The organism is Branchiibius sp. NY16-3462-2 (assembly GCF_001594145.1).
GTDB lineage: Bacteria > Actinomycetota > Actinomycetes > Actinomycetales > Dermatophilaceae > Branchiibius.
Map to the genome: position 1 here is coordinate 18148 of NZ_LVCF01000036.1, position 15796 is coordinate 33943.

The window sequence follows — 15796 nt, forward strand, 5'->3', positions numbered from 1 at the left end:
CGGGTCGGGGTGCCGCGGACATCAATATCTGAGAGGCTTGAACCATGAGAGCGATCGCCCTGTCACCGCAGTTCCGGGAAGACTCGATCCAGGCAATGTCGGACCAGGAGTTGGACATTCTGGTCATCGGCGGCGGGGTCGTCGGCGCCGGTAGCGCCCTGGATGCCGCCACCCGCGGTCTGAGTGTCGGACTGGTCGAGGCACGAGACTTCGCGTCCGGGACCTCCAGCCGGTCCAGCAAGCTGATCCACGGTGGCTTGCGCTACCTGGAGATGCTCGACTTCCGTCTGGTGGCCGAGGCGCTGACCGAGCGGGGTCTGCTGTTGCAGAAGATCGCTCCGCACCTGGTGCACCCGGTTGCCTTCCTCTATCCGTTGCAGCACCACGTGTGGGAGCGCGCGTACGCCGGCACCGGCGTTGCGATGTACGACGCGATGAGCCGCCTGTCGGGCAAGGCGGGTGTGCCGCTGCACAAGCACCTGACGCGGACCGGCGCCCGGCGGCAGTTCCCGTCGCTGCGCAAGGACGCGCTGACCGGCGCGCTGCGCTACTACGACGCGCAGGTGGACGACGCCCGGCACACGATGTTCGTGGCGCGCACGGCCGCGGCGTACGGCGCCCATGTCGTCAGTCGCGCGCGTGTGGTCAACCTGGTCAAGGAGGGTGAGCGCGTCACCGGGGCGGTCATCCACGACCTGGAGTCCGGTCGCGAATTCACCGTCCGCGCCAAGCAGGTCGTCAATGCGACCGGCGTGTGGACCGACGAGACCCAGTCGATGGCGGGCTCCCGCGGCCAGTTCCACGTGCGGGCCAGCAAGGGCATCCACCTGGTCGTGCCCAAGGACCGGATCCGTGGCGACGTCGGCCTGATCCTGCGCACCGAGAAGTCCGTGCTCTTCGTCATCCCGTGGGGTGCGCACTGGATCATCGGCACCACCGACACCGACTGGGACCTGGACAAGGCGCACCCGGCCGCGAGCGAGAGCGACATCGAGTACCTGCTGGAGCACGTCAACACCGTGCTCGAGACGCCGCTGACCAAGGACGACGTGCAGGGTGTGTACGCCGGTCTGCGGCCCCTGCTCGCCGGCGAGTCCGAGGCCACGTCCAAGCTGTCGCGTGAGCACGCCGTCGGTCACCCGGCCCCGGGTCTGGTGGTGATCGCTGGGGGTAAGTACACGACGTACCGGGTGATGGCCAAGGACGCGGTCGATGAGGCGGTGTTCGGCCTGAACGCCCAGTTCGACCGGGCCATCCCGGCCTCGACGACGCAGAACGTGCCGCTGCTGGGAGCCGAGGGCTACCCGGCGCTGATGAACGGTCGCAACGCGCTGGCGCAGCAGTACGGGCTGCACGAAGTGTGGATCGAGCACCTGCTGAAGCGGTACGGCTCGCTGATCCACGAGGTCCTGGGGGCCACCAAGGACGACCCGTCGCTGAAGGAGCCGCTCACCGGTGGCACCGACTACCTGCGGGCCGAAGTCGTCTACGCCGCCACCCACGAGGGGGCGCGGCACTTGGACGACGTCCTGGCGCGGCGTACCCGGTTGTCGATCGAGACCTTCGACCGCGGCACCGGCGCCTGCGAAGAGGCGGCCGAGCTGATGGGCAAGGTCCTGGGTTGGAGCGACGAGCAGCGCGACAACGAGATCGACCACTACCGCAAGCGCGTCGAAGCGGAGTTGGAGAGCCAGCGGATGCCCGATGACGCAACCGCCGACGCGGCGCGGATGGGTGCCTCGGACGTGGTGCCGGTCAGCTGACGGTGTGGCGGCCGGCGGCAATCGACATCAGATCGCCGGCCGCGCCGCGGGGTGGGCTGCTGGGGTGCCACACTGCGCGCAGCGCTCGGCGAAGGTTCGTGTCCTTTACCTCGATCGCGACCAGGCGGCCGGATTCGACGTCGCGACTGACCGCGAGCGATGACAGGACCGCGGGTGCGCCAAGCGTGATGACCGCGTCGCGTACGGCGGCCGTGGACGGGAGCACGGCCGCCGCCTCTGTGAGGTTGCCGATTGCGTCTTCGAGGAATGCCCTTGTGCCAGAGCCGGATTCGCGCAGGACGAGCGGCGTTTGGGCCAGTTCGCTCGCCGGTAGCGGTCTGCTGCGACGGGCCCACGGATGATCGGGCGGGACCACCGCGACCAACTCGTCGTGGGCGACGACTCTCGACCGCACCGAGCGGGGGATCCGGGGCGACTCGACGAAGCCGAGTTGTGCTGCGCCAGTGGAGACTTCGTGGATGACCTGGTCGGAGTTGCCGGGTAGCACGTGTAGTTGCACGTCCGGGTCTCGCGCGCGCAGGCGGCTGGCCCAACCGGGCAGCAGGCATTCGGAGACGGTGTTGCTGGCTGCCACGGTGACCGACCGCCGGTCCGCTCCACAGAGCGTGCGCACGCCTTGGTCGAGATTTTCGGCAGCGATCAGGATGTCGGTCGCCCAGTCGATGACCACGCCGCCCTGAGTGGTCAGCCGAACGCCGCGTGCCGTGCGCTCGAATACCGGCACGCCCAGGACGCGCTCGGCGATGCGGACCCGTTCGCTGACGGCTTGCTGGCTGATCCCGAGTTCGCCCGCAGCGGCGGTCATGCTGCCGTGCTGGGCGACGGAGATGATCGCCTGCAACTGCGTCAGGTCGGGCACGTGGGACAGGCCGGCAGCGTTCACGGGCGTCATCCTACAAGCGCTGCTTGTAGCTGCACGGGATCCAGCCGCTACCTCGGGCCGGTCGTCCGCGACAGGCTGTGACCATGACCAGCACGATCCTGCAAGCGCCCACTCGCCCTGCCTCCGCGCTGCCGCCGGCGGGTCCGGCGTGGTTCCCGAGCGTGATGGGCACCGCAATCCTCGCGCTGCTGGTCCAGCTCCATCTCGGCAGTACGTCGATCGGTCACCTGGCTGCCACCGTCTGGTTGGTCACGGCGTGGGTTCTGCTTCTTGGGCTCAGCGTCGGTTTCATAGGCAACTGTCGTCGCCGTCCGGGCCAGCTGCGGGCGAGCCTTGCCGATCCGAGCACGACCTCGATGTGGGGAACGGTCTCGATGGGGATCCTCGCGACCGGGTCCGCAACGCTGGCGGTGGGAGATCACGCCGGCTGGGCCGTCGGCGTGGATATGGCGATGTGGGTCGTGGGGTCCATGCTGGGACTCGCGACCGCCGCCGTCTTCGGATCCCTCGTGGCACGAGGGAATTTCGGTAGACCGACCATGGTGTGGGGTCTGGCGGTGGTGCCGCCGATGGTGACGGCGACGGCGGGTGCGACCCTGGCGGCCTCGCTACCTGACTCGTTGCATGCTCCCGTGCGCGACCTGTCGATGGCGGCGTTCGTGCTGGCGCTGGTGCTCGGCTTGGTCGTCTTCGGCGCCGCGTATCACCACCATCTGCGAGTCGCCCCGCTCCCGCTGGAACTCAGTGCCACCAGTTGGATCCCGCTGGGTGTGGTCGGCCAGTCGATGGCAGCGGCAACTGCCCTGGCCCACGGCACGCGCTACCAAGCGATCGCGCACGGTTACGGGTACGCGATGCTGCTACTCGCCGTACCTGTTGTCGGTTTTGCGGCCTGGACGACGGTCGCGGGCTTCCGCGCGCGCATGCCGTTCGCCACCAACTGGTGGGCGCTCACCTTCCCCATCGGCACGCTCAGTCTGGGCGCCCACCTGCTCGGCGCACAGACTGGCGATGCGTGGATCACCACCATCGGCCGCTGCGCGCTCGTGGCCCTGATCGCGACGTGGACCTTCTGCGCGGCAGCGACTTTGCGGGGTGTTATCGGCGCAGGGCTCGGTAGTAGCGCACCAGTGACTGGGTCGAGGGGTCCTGCTTCTCCAGCGCCGCCTCGTCTCCACCGACCGCGGGCGTGACCTGCTTGGCCAGCTGCTTGCCGAGCTCGACGCCCCACTGGTCGAAGCTGTCGATGCCCCACACGGTCCCCTCGGTGAAGGTGATGTGCTCGTAGAGCGCGATCAACTGACCGACGGCCGACGGTGTGAGCGCCGGCGCCATGATCGAGGTGGTCGGCCGGTTGCCGCTGAAAACCCTTGCGGGTACGACGTTCTCGGGCGTTCCCTCGGCCCGCACCTCGTCCGCGGTCTTGCCGAACGCGAGTGCAGCGGTCTGCGCGAAGAAGTTGGCGAGGAACAGCTCGTGGACGTCCTCCTGGCCATCCTTCAGGTCGTGCGCCGGGTTCGCGAACGCGATGAAGTCGGCCGGGATGACCCGCGTGCCCTGGTGGATCAGCTGGTAGAACGCGTGCTGGCCGTTGGTCCCGGGCTCACCCCAGAAGATCTCGCCGGTGGTGGTGGTGACGTCGCTGCCGTCGTACCGCACGCTCTTGCCGTTGGACTCCATCGTCAACTGCTGCAGGTAGGCCGGGAACCGGTGCAGATACTGCGCATACGGCAGGACCACGTGCGACTGAGCGTCGAAGAAGTTGGAATACCAGACGTTCAATAGACCCATCAACACCGGCACGTTCCCGGCCAGCGGCGTGTTCTTGAAGTGCTCGTCGATCTCGCGGAAGCCGGCCAGGAACTGCCGGAAATGGTCCGGCCCGATCGCCACCGCCACCGACGTACCGATCGCGGAGTCCACCGAGTAGCGGCCGCCGACCCAGTCCCAGAAGCCGAACGCGTTCTGCGGGTCGATGCCGAACTCCTCGACCTTGTCCAGAGCGGTAGATACCGCGACGAAGTGCTTCTCGATGGCTTCCTTGCAGGCAGCATCGTCATCCTCGATCGCGCCGCTGGCGATCAGTCCGTCGAGTAGCCAGGTGCGAGCCAACCGCGCGTTGGTCAGCGTCTCCAGGGTGCTGAATGTCTTGGAAGCGACGATGAAGAGCGTGGTCTCCGGGTCCAGGTCCACCGTCTTCTCATAGGCATCCGTCGGGTCGATGTTCGAGATGAACCGGCAGGAAAGGCCCTCTTGCACATACGGTTTCAGCGCCTCATAGACCATGACCGGTCCGAGGTCGGAGCCGCCGATCCCGATGTTGACGACGGTCTCGATCCGCTTGCCGGTGACCCCCGTCCACGCACCCGAGCGGACCTTGTCGGCGAAGGCGAAGACCTTGTCGAGCACCTCGTGCACATCGGGGACGACGTTGTGCCCGTCCACTTCGATGACCGCATCGGCCGGGGCGCGCAGCGCCGTGTGCAGGACCGCCCGATTCTCGGTGACGTTGATCTTCTCGCCGGCGAACATCGCGTCCCGCCGCGCCTCCAGACCGACTTCGTCACCCAACGCGACGAGCGCCGCGACGACGTCGTCGGTGATCAGGTTCTTGGACAGGTCGACGAACAGGTCACCGGCCGTGAACGTGAAGCGCTCCGCTCGGTCGGGATCCTCCGCGAACGCCTCACGAAGATTCAGGGAGAAGTTCTCCTTGAGTTCCAGCAGTTGCTTCCACGCGGCGGTCTGCGTCGCGTCGATCGGAGTGCTCATGAAGGTCTCCTAGGTGGTCGTCGACTATCCCTTGTTTCAAACACTAGTGATCATCGCCGTACGCCGAGTAGAGACCCGGGTGAGCCAGAGGCCTCCCAGCAGGGCCAGGCCCCAGATCAGGAAGAGCGGATCCCACAGCCAGGCGTGCCCGATCATCGCCTGGCGGTCGTATCCGCCTGCGGGAGTGATGATTCCGCTCAGGACCAGGTTCCCGACGATGGTGTTGGTGCCTCCCCAGACCACGAGCACGGCGCCGGCCAGCAAGGCCAGGGCGCGCGTGATGGGCGGCCAGCCGGTGCGATCGAAGACCAGCGGCAGGACAGCGACCAGCGCTTTGACGGCGGCGACCGGCCACAGCAACCAGATGCGGTCGCCCACGGCGGACAGGATCGTCTGACCCAGAGTGGCGAGCAGCGCCGTACCGCCAAGTGCCCAGTAGACACTGACCGCAGCGTGGACCAACCCGCAGATCGCCGCGATCGTGAACGCGTGGCGAGCGCGCACCGTCAGCCCATGGCCGCTCGGTCCTGCCACGTGCAGATGCACGCCTGGTTGCCGTCGTGGTCGGCCAGCACCCAGAAGCTGGGCGCCTCCTTGTCCGAGACCATCGTGCCGCCAGCCGCCAGCGCAGCCCGAAGGCGGTCCTTGGCCTCGGCGGCATCGACCCACACGTCGGGGTGCCAGCGCTGGCGCGGTTCGTCGGAGCCCGATGGCTGGTACCACAGCGACGGCAACGCGCCCGAGTGGTCGACCAGGTCCTTGCTGCCCTGGTCCGGAAGGCCGAGGATCGCTGCCCAGAAGGGGCTGATCCGGCCGCCATCAGGGGTGTCGAGCGCCCATTCAACCTTGGTGACAGCGGGTTCGAGGGTGAGGTCCTTCGCGAGGTCAGTGATCTGCCGGGCCAGGTCGACATCGCGCTGGGTTACGCCGTGCTCGTCGTGGGAGACCAGCCGGATGTCCAGGTGTGCGTAGCGCAGGTCGAGATCCGGATGGTGATTGGCCGCTTCCGCGCGTTCGCCGATCGCGTTGACCAGCGCCAGACCGGTCGCGAAGTCGCCGGTCTTCACCCGGGTCATCAGCCCGCCGCCCGGGTAGGACAGATACGCCCATCCGCTGAGGCCGAGTTCGGAGATCTGTTGTCCGTCGAGAGTGGTCACGCCTTCATCGTGCTGTGCGGGGGCGCCGCTGGGAACCCCCGATCAACTCAGCGGGATGCCCTTGTCCCCTTTGTCTGCCTGATAGGTCTGGGACAACTCGTCGTACGTCGCGTGCAGGCGTTGCGCTGTCGCCGCCAGTTCCGGGTCATCGGATTGCCGCACCTGCGCAGCCAGGTCGGTGCTGGTGAAGTAGGCGTTGGTCCGGTTGTAGAGGTCGCGGTCGGGGGGCGGCCTCGTCGCGATCCGGGTCGGGCACGGCGTAGACGGCCTTGAGGATCTGGATGTCATAGGGGATCGCGAAGGAGTCGGCCGAATCCTGGTGGCTGAAGAAGTAGCTGAAGTTGTCGAAGCCGGACCAGGTGATACCGGACAGGCACAGCGAGCACGGTTCGTGGGTGGCCAGGAAGACGCAGTTCTTGGGCGCCGGCCGCTCGTTCGCGGGCAACTCGTAGAACTTCTTGATCGCGTGAATCTCGCCGTGCCACAACGGGTTCTCGGTCTCGTTGTTGGTCGCGGCGAGCACGAGCGAGAGGTCGTCCTTGCGCAGGATCGCCGCACCGAACAGCTTGTTGCCCTTGACGACGCCTTCCCGGGTGAGCGGGACGACGTCGGTCTCGATGACGTCGAGGAGGCGGGTCAGCTGGGTGCGGTCCATGGGTGGAGCGTAAAGTCTTTTGGAAACGATATTCCGTTAAACGGAAACCGAGTTTGGATGGCTTCTATTTGCGCGGGTTGTCGACAGCTGCGCGGGTGTAAACCGCGCGTTTGTCGATAAGTCGCGCGTTTGCGAGTCGGCCTGTGCCGATTTAGCCCGGCCGAGATTTCTGAGTTTTAACTGTGCATAACCTGGATACAGGTGTCGAACACCAGTACAATATGGGTATGTCCGCGACCCCCTCCGAGTCCCCTTCTGGGATCGTTGCCGCGGTCCCGGATGCGGTGCTGACGGGGGCCTCGGTCGCGGAGTTGTTGGCGGCTGCTGAGCAGTTGCTGCGGGTCGCGTATGACCGGGTCGGTTCGGGTGCTGCTGCCCTGTCGCAGGACGCGTTGCTGTCTGATGTGACGGCCGCGCAACGGGTGCAAAACAGTGCCTGGGGTGTGCAAACGCATCGGATCGCTCAGGCGGCGGCGATCGAACACCGCGAGGACCCCAACCCGGTCGAAGGTGCTCTGCCGCGGTTGATCTCCCGCGTCGTTGTTCATGAGCCGGGCAGCTTCGTCGATGAATGGTTCCCCCTCGAAGTGGCCACCCGGTTGGGCTGGTCGGATCGGCAAGCCGGCAACCGGATCAGTGACGCCGTCACTACCCTGGGGCGTTGTCCTCGGTTGTTGGACCGGGTTGGTGCTGGTGGGTTGGACCCGTTCAAAGCCACCGTTGTTGCTGAGGTGACTCACGGAGCACCCGAGCACGTCACCGTCGCGGTGGAGGACCGGGTCCTGGCGGGTGACCCAGAGACCACGACGGCGGCGAAACTGCGGGCGAAGGCTCGCCGGTTACGGGTGCGCCTGGACCCGATCGGAGCCGATGCCGCCGCGGCTGCCCGGCGTCGCTCGGCGGTGGGGGTGTTCGTGCGGGAGCATCACGAACCCGGGCTGTCGGAACTGACCGCGGTGCTCCCGACCCTGGATGCGGCGAAGCTGATGGCCGCGATCGACCAGTTAGCCCGCGACCTGCACTCGGTGACCACCACGGACAAGACGTTGGCGGAGTGCCGGGTGGATGCCCTCACCGACCTGACACTGGCCGGGGTCGGTGTCGACACGCAGCTGACGTTCCTGATCCCGATCGACACCGCTGCCCCAGCAGGCGTCGACCCGGCAGCGGCGGCCGCATCCGGCGATTCGGCCGGAACTGGCGGGGATGACCCGTTCGCGGGTGACCTCGGCGAGGACCTGTTCGATGGCCTGGATTTCGACGAGGCATCCCTGCTAGCCCACGAAGCGCTGATCGAGCAGGACCTGCGCGACCAAGGCCTGGTCCCGATCAACGGCCGCGACCTGATGGATGAAGAACTCCGGGCGCTGTTCGATGCCGAACTCGCCGAACTCAACGCCATCGCCAGTGGATCCACCGAACACCAACAACACGACAGTCCACCGGAGTCGCCCGGCGCCAGTCCACCGGGGTGTGAGCATGTGCCCGACCCGGACAACACCAGCTGCGGTCACCTCACGAGGTACCGCACCACACCCACCCTCACCGACACCATCACCACCGAATCCCGCGCGATCAGTGACCTGCTGCTACCGCGGGTCGGGGTGATCCCCGTCGACAGCATCGTGGAGATGACCCACCTACTCGGGGTGAAACTGTCCCGCGCGCTCACCGACGCAGCAACAGGTGTTGTGGTGGAAACCGGTGACCGCTCCTACCGGCCCGGTGCCCGCCTGGCCCGGTTCGTCCAAGCCCGCGACCAACACTGCCGCTTCCCCGGCTGCACCAGGCCCGCGAAACTCTCCGACATCGACCACGTCATCCGCTACCCCGACGGAGAGACCGCGGCGCACAACCTGCAATGCCTGTGCCGACACCACCACCGCGCCAAACACGAAGGCGGCTGGAAAGTGATCATGTCCCCCACCGGGGTCTGCACCTGGACCAGCCCCACCGGCCGCACCTACCTCACCACCCCCGGCGACTGAGAGCAGGCGAGGTGCCTCAGTCAGCCGTCCATCGGACCGGGCTCCCGGCGCCGCATCTCCAGACTGATCTGGTCGGCATCCAGGACATTGAGCAGTTCCGACAGGACTTCGGATGGAGCCGTGCCGGCCCGGCGGATCTCCAACAGCCGTCGACGTTCGGCGTCCAGCACCGCGATCCGCAACTCAAGCATCTGGTTGGCCCGATCGATACCCTCCGGGTCGTCGGCGGCAGGACGCAGGTCGGCCCGCGACTGGGTGCGGCCCTTCATCCTGTCGACCAGGTCCGCGTCGTACGTCGATCCATCCGCTCGGCGCAGCTCCGGACTGTCGAGGAACTTCTCGCCCGCAACCTGCATCGTCGAGATCAGACTCTCGATCTCGCTGCGATCGGTGACGTTCCCGGTCAGTCCGAGTCGGCGTACCAGAGGACTCAGCGTCCCGCCCTGGATCAGCAGGCTGCCGCCCGCCACGAAGAAGGCCACCAGGATCAGCAGCGAGCGCTGCGGAGTGTTGGCCGGGAGGGTCTGGGCGGCCGCCACGGTGACCGCCCCGCGCATCCCCGCCCACACCAACATCGCGCCATCGCGAGCGCCCCAGCGCTCCTGCAGGATGTAGTCGAAATCGGCGAGCCGCTGATTCCACATGCGCCGCCCGGCGCGCACCACCTGCTCCTCGTCCATCCCGGCGGTCCGCCGCGAGGAACTGACCCGTTCGTAGAGGTGCTGTTTGGCCTCGTCTGTTGTCCAGTACTCCTTGGCTTTCTTGGTCCGCTCGACCCGGCGGTTACCGGTCCACAGCAACAGCGCGACGTACGCCGCGCGCACCAGAAGCACGGTCAGTCCCGCCGCGAGGGCGAGCCAGCCCGCCTTCCACAGACTCTCGTGTTCCTCGCGCACGTCCTGCACCAACTCGATGAGCTGCATGCCCATCAGCAGGAAGATCGTGCCCTCCAGGATGAGTCCGATGGTGCTCCAGTTGGCGCGGTCGGCGAGCCGGTCCTGGGCGCGCAGGTGCTTGCCGGCGCCGACCGAGGTCACCAGGCCAGCAGTCACCGCGGCGACCAGGCCGGATCCGCCGAGTCGCTCGACCGGCAGATACGCCGCGAACGGCACCACGAAAGAGACTGCGGTGCTGAGGGTTTCGTCTTGCATGCGGGAGCGAACCCACACCGCCAGCCGGCCGACTGCGTAGCCGATCGCGGCCGCGATAACGATCGAGTAGATGAACGAGCCGAGCACTCCGGCCAGCGACACAGAAGCGCCGATCGCGGCCACCGCAGCGCGCAGTAACACCAGCGCGGAGGCGTCATTGAGCAGGCTCTCGCCCTCCAGGACGGTGAGCAGGCGCGGACTGACCCCGAGGCTGCGGGCGATCGAGGTCGCCACGGCGTCGGTGGGACTGACCACGGCGCCGATTGCCACCCCCGTCGCGAAACCGATCTCCGGGATCAGCCGTGACATCAACCAACCCACCGACAGCGCAGTGATGACCACCAGCACGATCGACAGACCAGAGATCGCGGGAAGGTCGCGCCGGAAATCCATCACCGGCAGGCGCGTCGAGGTCGCATAGAGCAGCGGCGGCAGGATGCCCGCCAGGATCCACTCCGGATCGACCTCGATGTGCCGCAGGGAGGGAACCGCCGTGAGCGCGATCCCCGCAGCGACCAGGGCCAGCGGGGTGGCGATGTTGATCTTCGATGCAAAGAAACTGACCGCGACAACCACCGTCACCACGAGGACCCCGAGGACCAGCAGTTCCATGGACTGACCCTAGTGAGCGGTCAACTCTTGCAGGTGGCGCAGCACCTCGGCGACGACTGCCCGCGCGGCCCGGTCCGGCCGCAAGATCGCCTCGATCTGCCGGGTCGGCTCCCCATCCAGCGTGTCCAACAGCCGCAACCGCTGCCCTTCGCGATCGTCCACCGAATCCTTCGGCAGCAAAGCGATCCCGTGCCCGGCCGCGACCAGCGCCTCCTGCATCCGCAGATCCCCGAAGCGTTGGACGACCCGCGGTGTCAGACCCGCCGTGCCGAACCACTGCGTCAGCAACCGGTCGAACGGCCAATCCGCAGGTACGCCGATCCAAGACTCCCGCGCCAACGTCACCGGGCGCACCCGGTGCCGATCCGCAAGTCGATGGCCCGGAGCGACGGCGACGGCCAGGCGCTCGCGGGTGAGCGGTACGACGGTGAAGGAGTCGCCGTCGCGTGTCCTCACAGGAGATGGGTCTCCCACCGGTCGGTGCGCGACGACGATGTCGAAGCGATCGGCGTACGGCGCGTAGTCGTCACTGTGCACGTCCAGGTCGGTGGCGATCAGTTCGATCTCCGGCTGTGCGGCCAGGCGCGACAGCAATCCGGGTACGAATCGCTGGCCGGCGGTCGGGAAGACGGCCAACCGCACAATCCCCGCGACCTGGCCCCGATAGCGATCCCAACGGGCCTGCAGTTCCTCACGGGCGGCAGCTAGATGCACACTCGCAGCGGCTAATTCACGGCCAGCATCGGTGAGCTCGATCCCGCGGCCGACCCGCCGCAGCAACGTCGCCCGCGCCTCGCGTTCGAGCAGGTGCAGCTGCTGGGAGACGGCGGTCGGAGTGACGTGCAGCGCCGCAGCAGTAGCCGTCACCGAACCGCGACGGTCCAATTCGCGCAGCATGTCCAACCTGCGTTCATCCATGAAGTAACGCTACAAGAATGCTCAAATCATTCTCGATAGACTTGATGATCAGACCGACGCCACGCTGGTCCCATGACTCGACGTGACACTGCGATCGCCTGCCTGGTGGCGGCCCTGTGGGGTGCGAACTTCGTGGCGATCCACGAGTCGTTGCAACAGTTCCCACCGTTCTTCCTGATCTCGCTCCGGTTCGCGCTGCTGGCGATCCCGGCGCTGCTCTTCGTCCGCCGGCCGAACGTGCCACTGCGCTGGCTGCTGCTCTACGGAGTCGGTTTCGGCATCCTGCAGTTCGTTTTCCTGTACGCCGGGATGGCCGCTGGGATGCCATCCGGACTGGCGTCGTTGGTCCTGCAGGCGTCAGCCCCGTTCACGGTGTTGCTCGCGGCAGTCTTCCTCCGGGAGAAGCCGGGCCGGGTGCGGTTGATCGGGATCGGTGTTGCAGTGGTCGGCTTCACGGTCATTGCAGTCACCCGCGGACTGGCCGCCCAACTGGTCCCGGTGCTGCTCGTGCTGGCCGGTGGGCTGGGCTGGGCGATCGGCAACATCGGCAACCGGCAGGCCCGCACCACCGAGCCGTTCGCACTGATGATGTGGATGTGCGTGATCCCGCCGATCCCGATGCTGGCGTTCTCGCTGGCGGTCGAAGGTCCGCACCGGATCGCCACCTCGCTGACCACGTCGTTGGCGGCCAGCGCGATCCCGGCGTGGCTGGGTCTGGCCTACACGGTCCTGCTGGGCACCGTTGCCGGTAGTTCACTGTGGTCGATGCTGATGGCGCGCAACCCGTCCTCCAGCGTCGCGCCGTTCTCGATGCTGGTGCCGGTCGCCGGGTTCCTGTCCGCCGGAGTCGTCCTGGGCGAGCGGCCAGCCGCAGGTGACCTGGCCGGTGGCACTCTGGTGATCCTCGGCGTACTCGCACCCACTCTGGTGGCCCTTGCCCAGCGGCGGATGGTGTCCAATCGCCCGCATCCCGGGCTCGAATATCAGCATCCGGACGAGAGTCTTACGATGTAGTCATGCCCGCACTGCGTTCCAAGACCTCGACCGACGGTCGCAACATGGCCGGTGCGCGCTCCTTGTGGCGCGCGACCGGCATGACCGATGACGACTTCGGCAAACCGATCATCGCCATCGCCAACTCCTACACGCAGTTCGTCCCCGGGCACGTGCACCTCAAGGACATGGGCGACCTCGTCGCCGGAGCGATCCGCGAGGCGGGTGCGGTCTCCAAGGAGTTCAACACCATCGCAGTCGACGACGGCATCGCGATGGGCCACGCCGGCATGCTCTACTCGCTGCCCAGCCGCGAGTTGATCGCCGACTCCGTCGAATACATGGTCAACGCGCACACCGCTGACGCACTGGTCTGCATCAGCAACTGCGACAAGATCACCCCCGGCATGCTGATGGCCGCCCTGCGCCTGAACATCCCGACGGTCTTCGTCTCAGGTGGCCCGATGGAGGCCGGCAAAGCGGTCATCGTCGACGGCGTTGCCCAGACGCCCACTAACCTGATCACTGCGATCAATGCGTCTGCGGCAGAAGCGGTTTCGGACGAAGGACTGGCCGCCGTCGAGCGCTCGGCCTGCCCGACCTGTGGCTCCTGCTCCGGCATGTTCACCGCCAACTCGATGAACTGCCTGACCGAAGCGCTCGGCCTGTCGCTGCCCGGCAACGGGTCCACGTTGGCCACTCACGCTGCCCGCAAGGAACTCTTCCTCAACGCCGGCCGCATCGTCGTCGACCTGGCCAAGCGCTACTACGAGCAGGACGACGAGTCGGTCCTGCCCCGGTCGATCGCCACTGAGAAGGCCTTCACCAACGCGATGGCCCTCGATGTCGCCATGGGCGGCTCGACCAACACCGTGCTGCACATCCTGGCCGCCGCCCAGGAGGGCGAGGTCGACTTCACCCTGGCCGACATCGACGCGATCTCCCGGCGGGTGCCGTGCCTGGCCAAGGTCGCCCCCAACCACCCGAGCTATCACATGGAGGACGTGCACCGCGCGGGCGGAATCCCTGCGCTGCTCGGCGAACTCGACCGCGCCGGCCTGCTGGAGCGCGACGTGCACACCGTCCACTCGCCCGACCTGGAGTCGTGGCTGTCCGCGTGGGACGTGCGCGCAGCCAACCCGAGCCGCCAGGCCATCGAGCTCTTCCACGCGGCTCCTGGGGGAGTGCGTACCACTGAAGCGTTCTCCACCGAGAACCGTTGGGAGACATTGGATCTGGACGCCGCGGGCGGCTGCATCCACGACGTCGACCACGCCTATACCGTCGATGGTGGCCTAGCAGTCCTCTTCGGCAATCTGGCTGAGGACGGCGCCGTCATCAAGACCGCCGGAATCGACGAGGAGCTCTTCCACTTCGTGGGCAAGGCCCTGGTCGTCGAGTCGCAGGAGGCCGCCGTCGAGGCCATCCTGAGCAAGCGCGTGCAGCCCGGCGACGTCGTCGTGGTGCGCTACGAAGGCCCTGCGGGCGGTCCGGGCATGCAGGAGATGCTGCACCCGACCTCGTTCATCAAGGGCCTCGGCCTGGGCAAGGTGTGCGCGCTGATCACCGACGGCCGCTTCTCCGGTGGCTCCTCCGGCATCTCGGTCGGCCACATCTCTCCCGAAGCGGCCTCCGGGGGCACGATCGCGCTAGTCGAGGACGGCGACGAGATCGAGATCGACGTCCACCGCCGGCTCCTGCAGGTCAACGTGCCCGCCGACGTCCTGGCCGAGCGACGGGCCAAGATGGAGGCTTCCGAGCATCCGTGGTCACCGATCGACCGTGACAGGGTCGTCTCCAAGGCTCTGCAGGCGTACGCCGCGATGGCCGCCTCGGCATCCACGGGCGCCGTACGCCAATTGCCCACGCGCTGAGGCGGATTCGGCGCTTAGTCCTCGTCCGGCGTACGCCGATCGGCAGCTGCATCCTGTGCCCTCACCAGGGTGCGCAGCGGCAGGGCAACCCACAACGCTAGGAAGCCCAGGACGCTCAACACACCGCTGACGATCGCGGCCACGGGTCCGACCACGATGGAGAAGACCAGCATCAGGACAAGGGTCACGGTGATGGCCAAGGTGACCAGACCACATTTGGCCAACAGGTCGGCCTGCGCGACCAGGACACCCTTCTCGTGTTTGGCGAAGAGCAGCCGATGGGCGCTCACCGGTGCGATCAGCAGGCCACTGGCCACGACCGAGCACACGGTCGCGGCCATATAGATGGCCTTCTGCCAACCCGCGAGGTCGTTGAACAGGGACTGCAGCGGCAGCGTCAGCAGGAAACCGGACAGCAGTTGCACGCCGGTCTGTACGACGCGCAACTCCTGCAGGAGTTCGGTCCAGTTGCGGTCGAGCTTCTCGGTCGGGGTCTCATGGCGTTCGGCATCCCCCGCGTGCCAGACCTCCGGGTCGGTCACCGTCAGGCGGCAGGCGGCGGTGCGGTGTCACCGTGAACGACCAGCACCGGGCACTTGGCATGCTCAGCGACCGCCGAACTCACGGAGCCGAGCAGCAAACCCTTGAACCCACCGTGCCCGCGGCTGCCGACCACGATCATGTGGGCGCCGTCCCCTTCGTCGAGGATCACGTTGGCGGCCGAGCCCTCACGGATCACGGTGTCGACGGTGCTGGGGTCCTCCAGGACCCGGGCGAGTGTCGCATCGAGGGACTCCTTGGCCAGCGCCTGCGGGTCCCAGTCGGGCAGCGTGACCCAATCCGCGCCGTACATCGCAGTCGGCAACGCATAGGCGGTGACGGCCACCAACCGGCTGCCACTGGTCTTAGCCATGAAGGCACCCCACTTCAGCGCGTTCACCGACGGGTCCGACCCGTCCACCCCTACGACTACGGTGTTCTTGCTGTCGTTGCTCATGACCGTGCGCTC

14 protein-coding genes are annotated in these 15796 nt (G+C 67.1%); 5 read left to right on the forward strand and 9 right to left on the reverse strand.

The features are described 5' to 3' along the window. Positions 1-44 precede the first annotated feature (44 nt). Entirely contained in the window at positions 45-1763 is a 1719-nt protein-coding gene (locus tag AZH51_RS11355) for a glycerol-3-phosphate dehydrogenase/oxidase (RefSeq protein WP_291524339.1), read from the forward strand. On the opposite strand, the gene AZH51_RS11360 is transcribed toward AZH51_RS11355, so the two are convergent. Then, positions 1756-2667 carry a LysR family transcriptional regulator gene (locus AZH51_RS11360; RefSeq protein WP_291524343.1) on the reverse strand — a complete coding sequence of 304 codons (912 nt, stop codon included), beginning with the start codon at positions 2665-2667 and terminating at the stop codon, positions 1756-1758. The two genes, AZH51_RS11355 and AZH51_RS11360, sit on opposite strands and share 8 nt — an antisense overlap. Before the next feature lie 83 nt (positions 2668-2750). Here AZH51_RS11360 and AZH51_RS11365 point away from each other — a divergent pair, with 83 nt between their 5' ends. Further along, positions 2751-3860, forward strand: coding sequence for a C4-dicarboxylate ABC transporter (locus tag AZH51_RS11365; protein WP_291524346.1), 1110 nt, complete (start codon positions 2751-2753; stop codon positions 3858-3860). Here the strand turns inward: AZH51_RS11365 and pgi are convergent. The 4 genes from pgi to AZH51_RS11385 form a co-directional block, all read right to left on the reverse strand. After that, a complete protein-coding gene (gene pgi, locus AZH51_RS11370; protein ID WP_291524347.1) occupies positions 3766-5439 on the reverse strand; it encodes a glucose-6-phosphate isomerase in 1674 nt (557 codons plus the stop codon). The genes AZH51_RS11365 and pgi overlap by 95 nt on opposite strands. A 36-nt stretch (positions 5440-5475) precedes the next feature. Beyond that, complete coding sequence (locus tag AZH51_RS11375; protein ID WP_291524349.1) at positions 5476-5943, reverse strand: DUF3995 domain-containing protein; 468 nt, start codon at positions 5941-5943, stop codon at positions 5476-5478. 2 nt (positions 5944-5945) lie between these two features. Beyond that, positions 5946-6596, reverse strand: a complete 651-nt coding sequence (locus AZH51_RS11380) for a 4a-hydroxytetrahydrobiopterin dehydratase (protein ID WP_291524351.1) — start codon at positions 6594-6596, stop codon at positions 5946-5948. A gap of 145 nt (positions 6597-6741) precedes the next feature. After that, positions 6742-7251 carry a nucleoside deaminase gene (locus AZH51_RS11385; protein WP_291524353.1) on the reverse strand — a complete coding sequence of 170 codons (510 nt, stop codon included), beginning with the start codon at positions 7249-7251 and terminating at the stop codon, positions 6742-6744. Positions 7252-7478: 227 nt separating this feature from the next. Here AZH51_RS11385 and AZH51_RS11390 point away from each other — a divergent pair, with 227 nt between their 5' ends. Next, positions 7479-9239: an HNH endonuclease signature motif containing protein gene (locus tag AZH51_RS11390; RefSeq protein ID WP_291524355.1), complete on the forward strand. Its 1761-nt coding sequence runs from the start codon at positions 7479-7481 to the stop codon at positions 9237-9239. A gap of 20 nt (positions 9240-9259) precedes the next feature. On the opposite strand, the gene AZH51_RS11395 is transcribed toward AZH51_RS11390, so the two are convergent. Both AZH51_RS11395 and AZH51_RS11400 read right to left on the reverse strand, forming a co-directional pair. Next, positions 9260-11002: a sodium:proton antiporter gene (locus AZH51_RS11395; RefSeq protein ID WP_291524357.1), complete on the reverse strand. Its 1743-nt coding sequence runs from the start codon at positions 11000-11002 to the stop codon at positions 9260-9262. 9 nt (positions 11003-11011) lie between these two features. Then, a complete protein-coding gene (locus AZH51_RS11400) occupies positions 11012-11920 on the reverse strand; it encodes a LysR family transcriptional regulator (RefSeq protein WP_291524359.1) in 909 nt (302 codons plus the stop codon). Positions 11921-11992: 72 nt separating this feature from the next. Here AZH51_RS11400 and AZH51_RS11405 point away from each other — a divergent pair, with 72 nt between their 5' ends. Both AZH51_RS11405 and ilvD read left to right on the forward strand, forming a co-directional pair. Next, positions 11993-12934 carry an EamA family transporter gene (locus AZH51_RS11405; RefSeq protein ID WP_291524362.1) on the forward strand — a complete coding sequence of 314 codons (942 nt, stop codon included), beginning with the start codon at positions 11993-11995 and terminating at the stop codon, positions 12932-12934. 2 nt (positions 12935-12936) lie between these two features. Beyond that, a complete protein-coding gene (ilvD, locus tag AZH51_RS11410; RefSeq protein ID WP_291524364.1) occupies positions 12937-14787 on the forward strand; it encodes a dihydroxy-acid dehydratase in 1851 nt (616 codons plus the stop codon). Positions 14788-14801: 14 nt separating this feature from the next. Here ilvD and AZH51_RS11415 read toward each other — a convergent pair whose 3' ends face one another. Continuing rightward, positions 14802-15329, reverse strand: a complete 528-nt coding sequence (locus AZH51_RS11415; RefSeq protein ID WP_291524366.1) for a DUF6328 family protein — start codon at positions 15327-15329, stop codon at positions 14802-14804. A 2-nt stretch (positions 15330-15331) separates the two neighbouring features. Beyond that, entirely contained in the window at positions 15332-15784 is a 453-nt protein-coding gene (locus AZH51_RS11420) for a universal stress protein (RefSeq protein ID WP_291524370.1), read from the reverse strand. Positions 15785-15796: the final 12 nt, after the last annotated feature.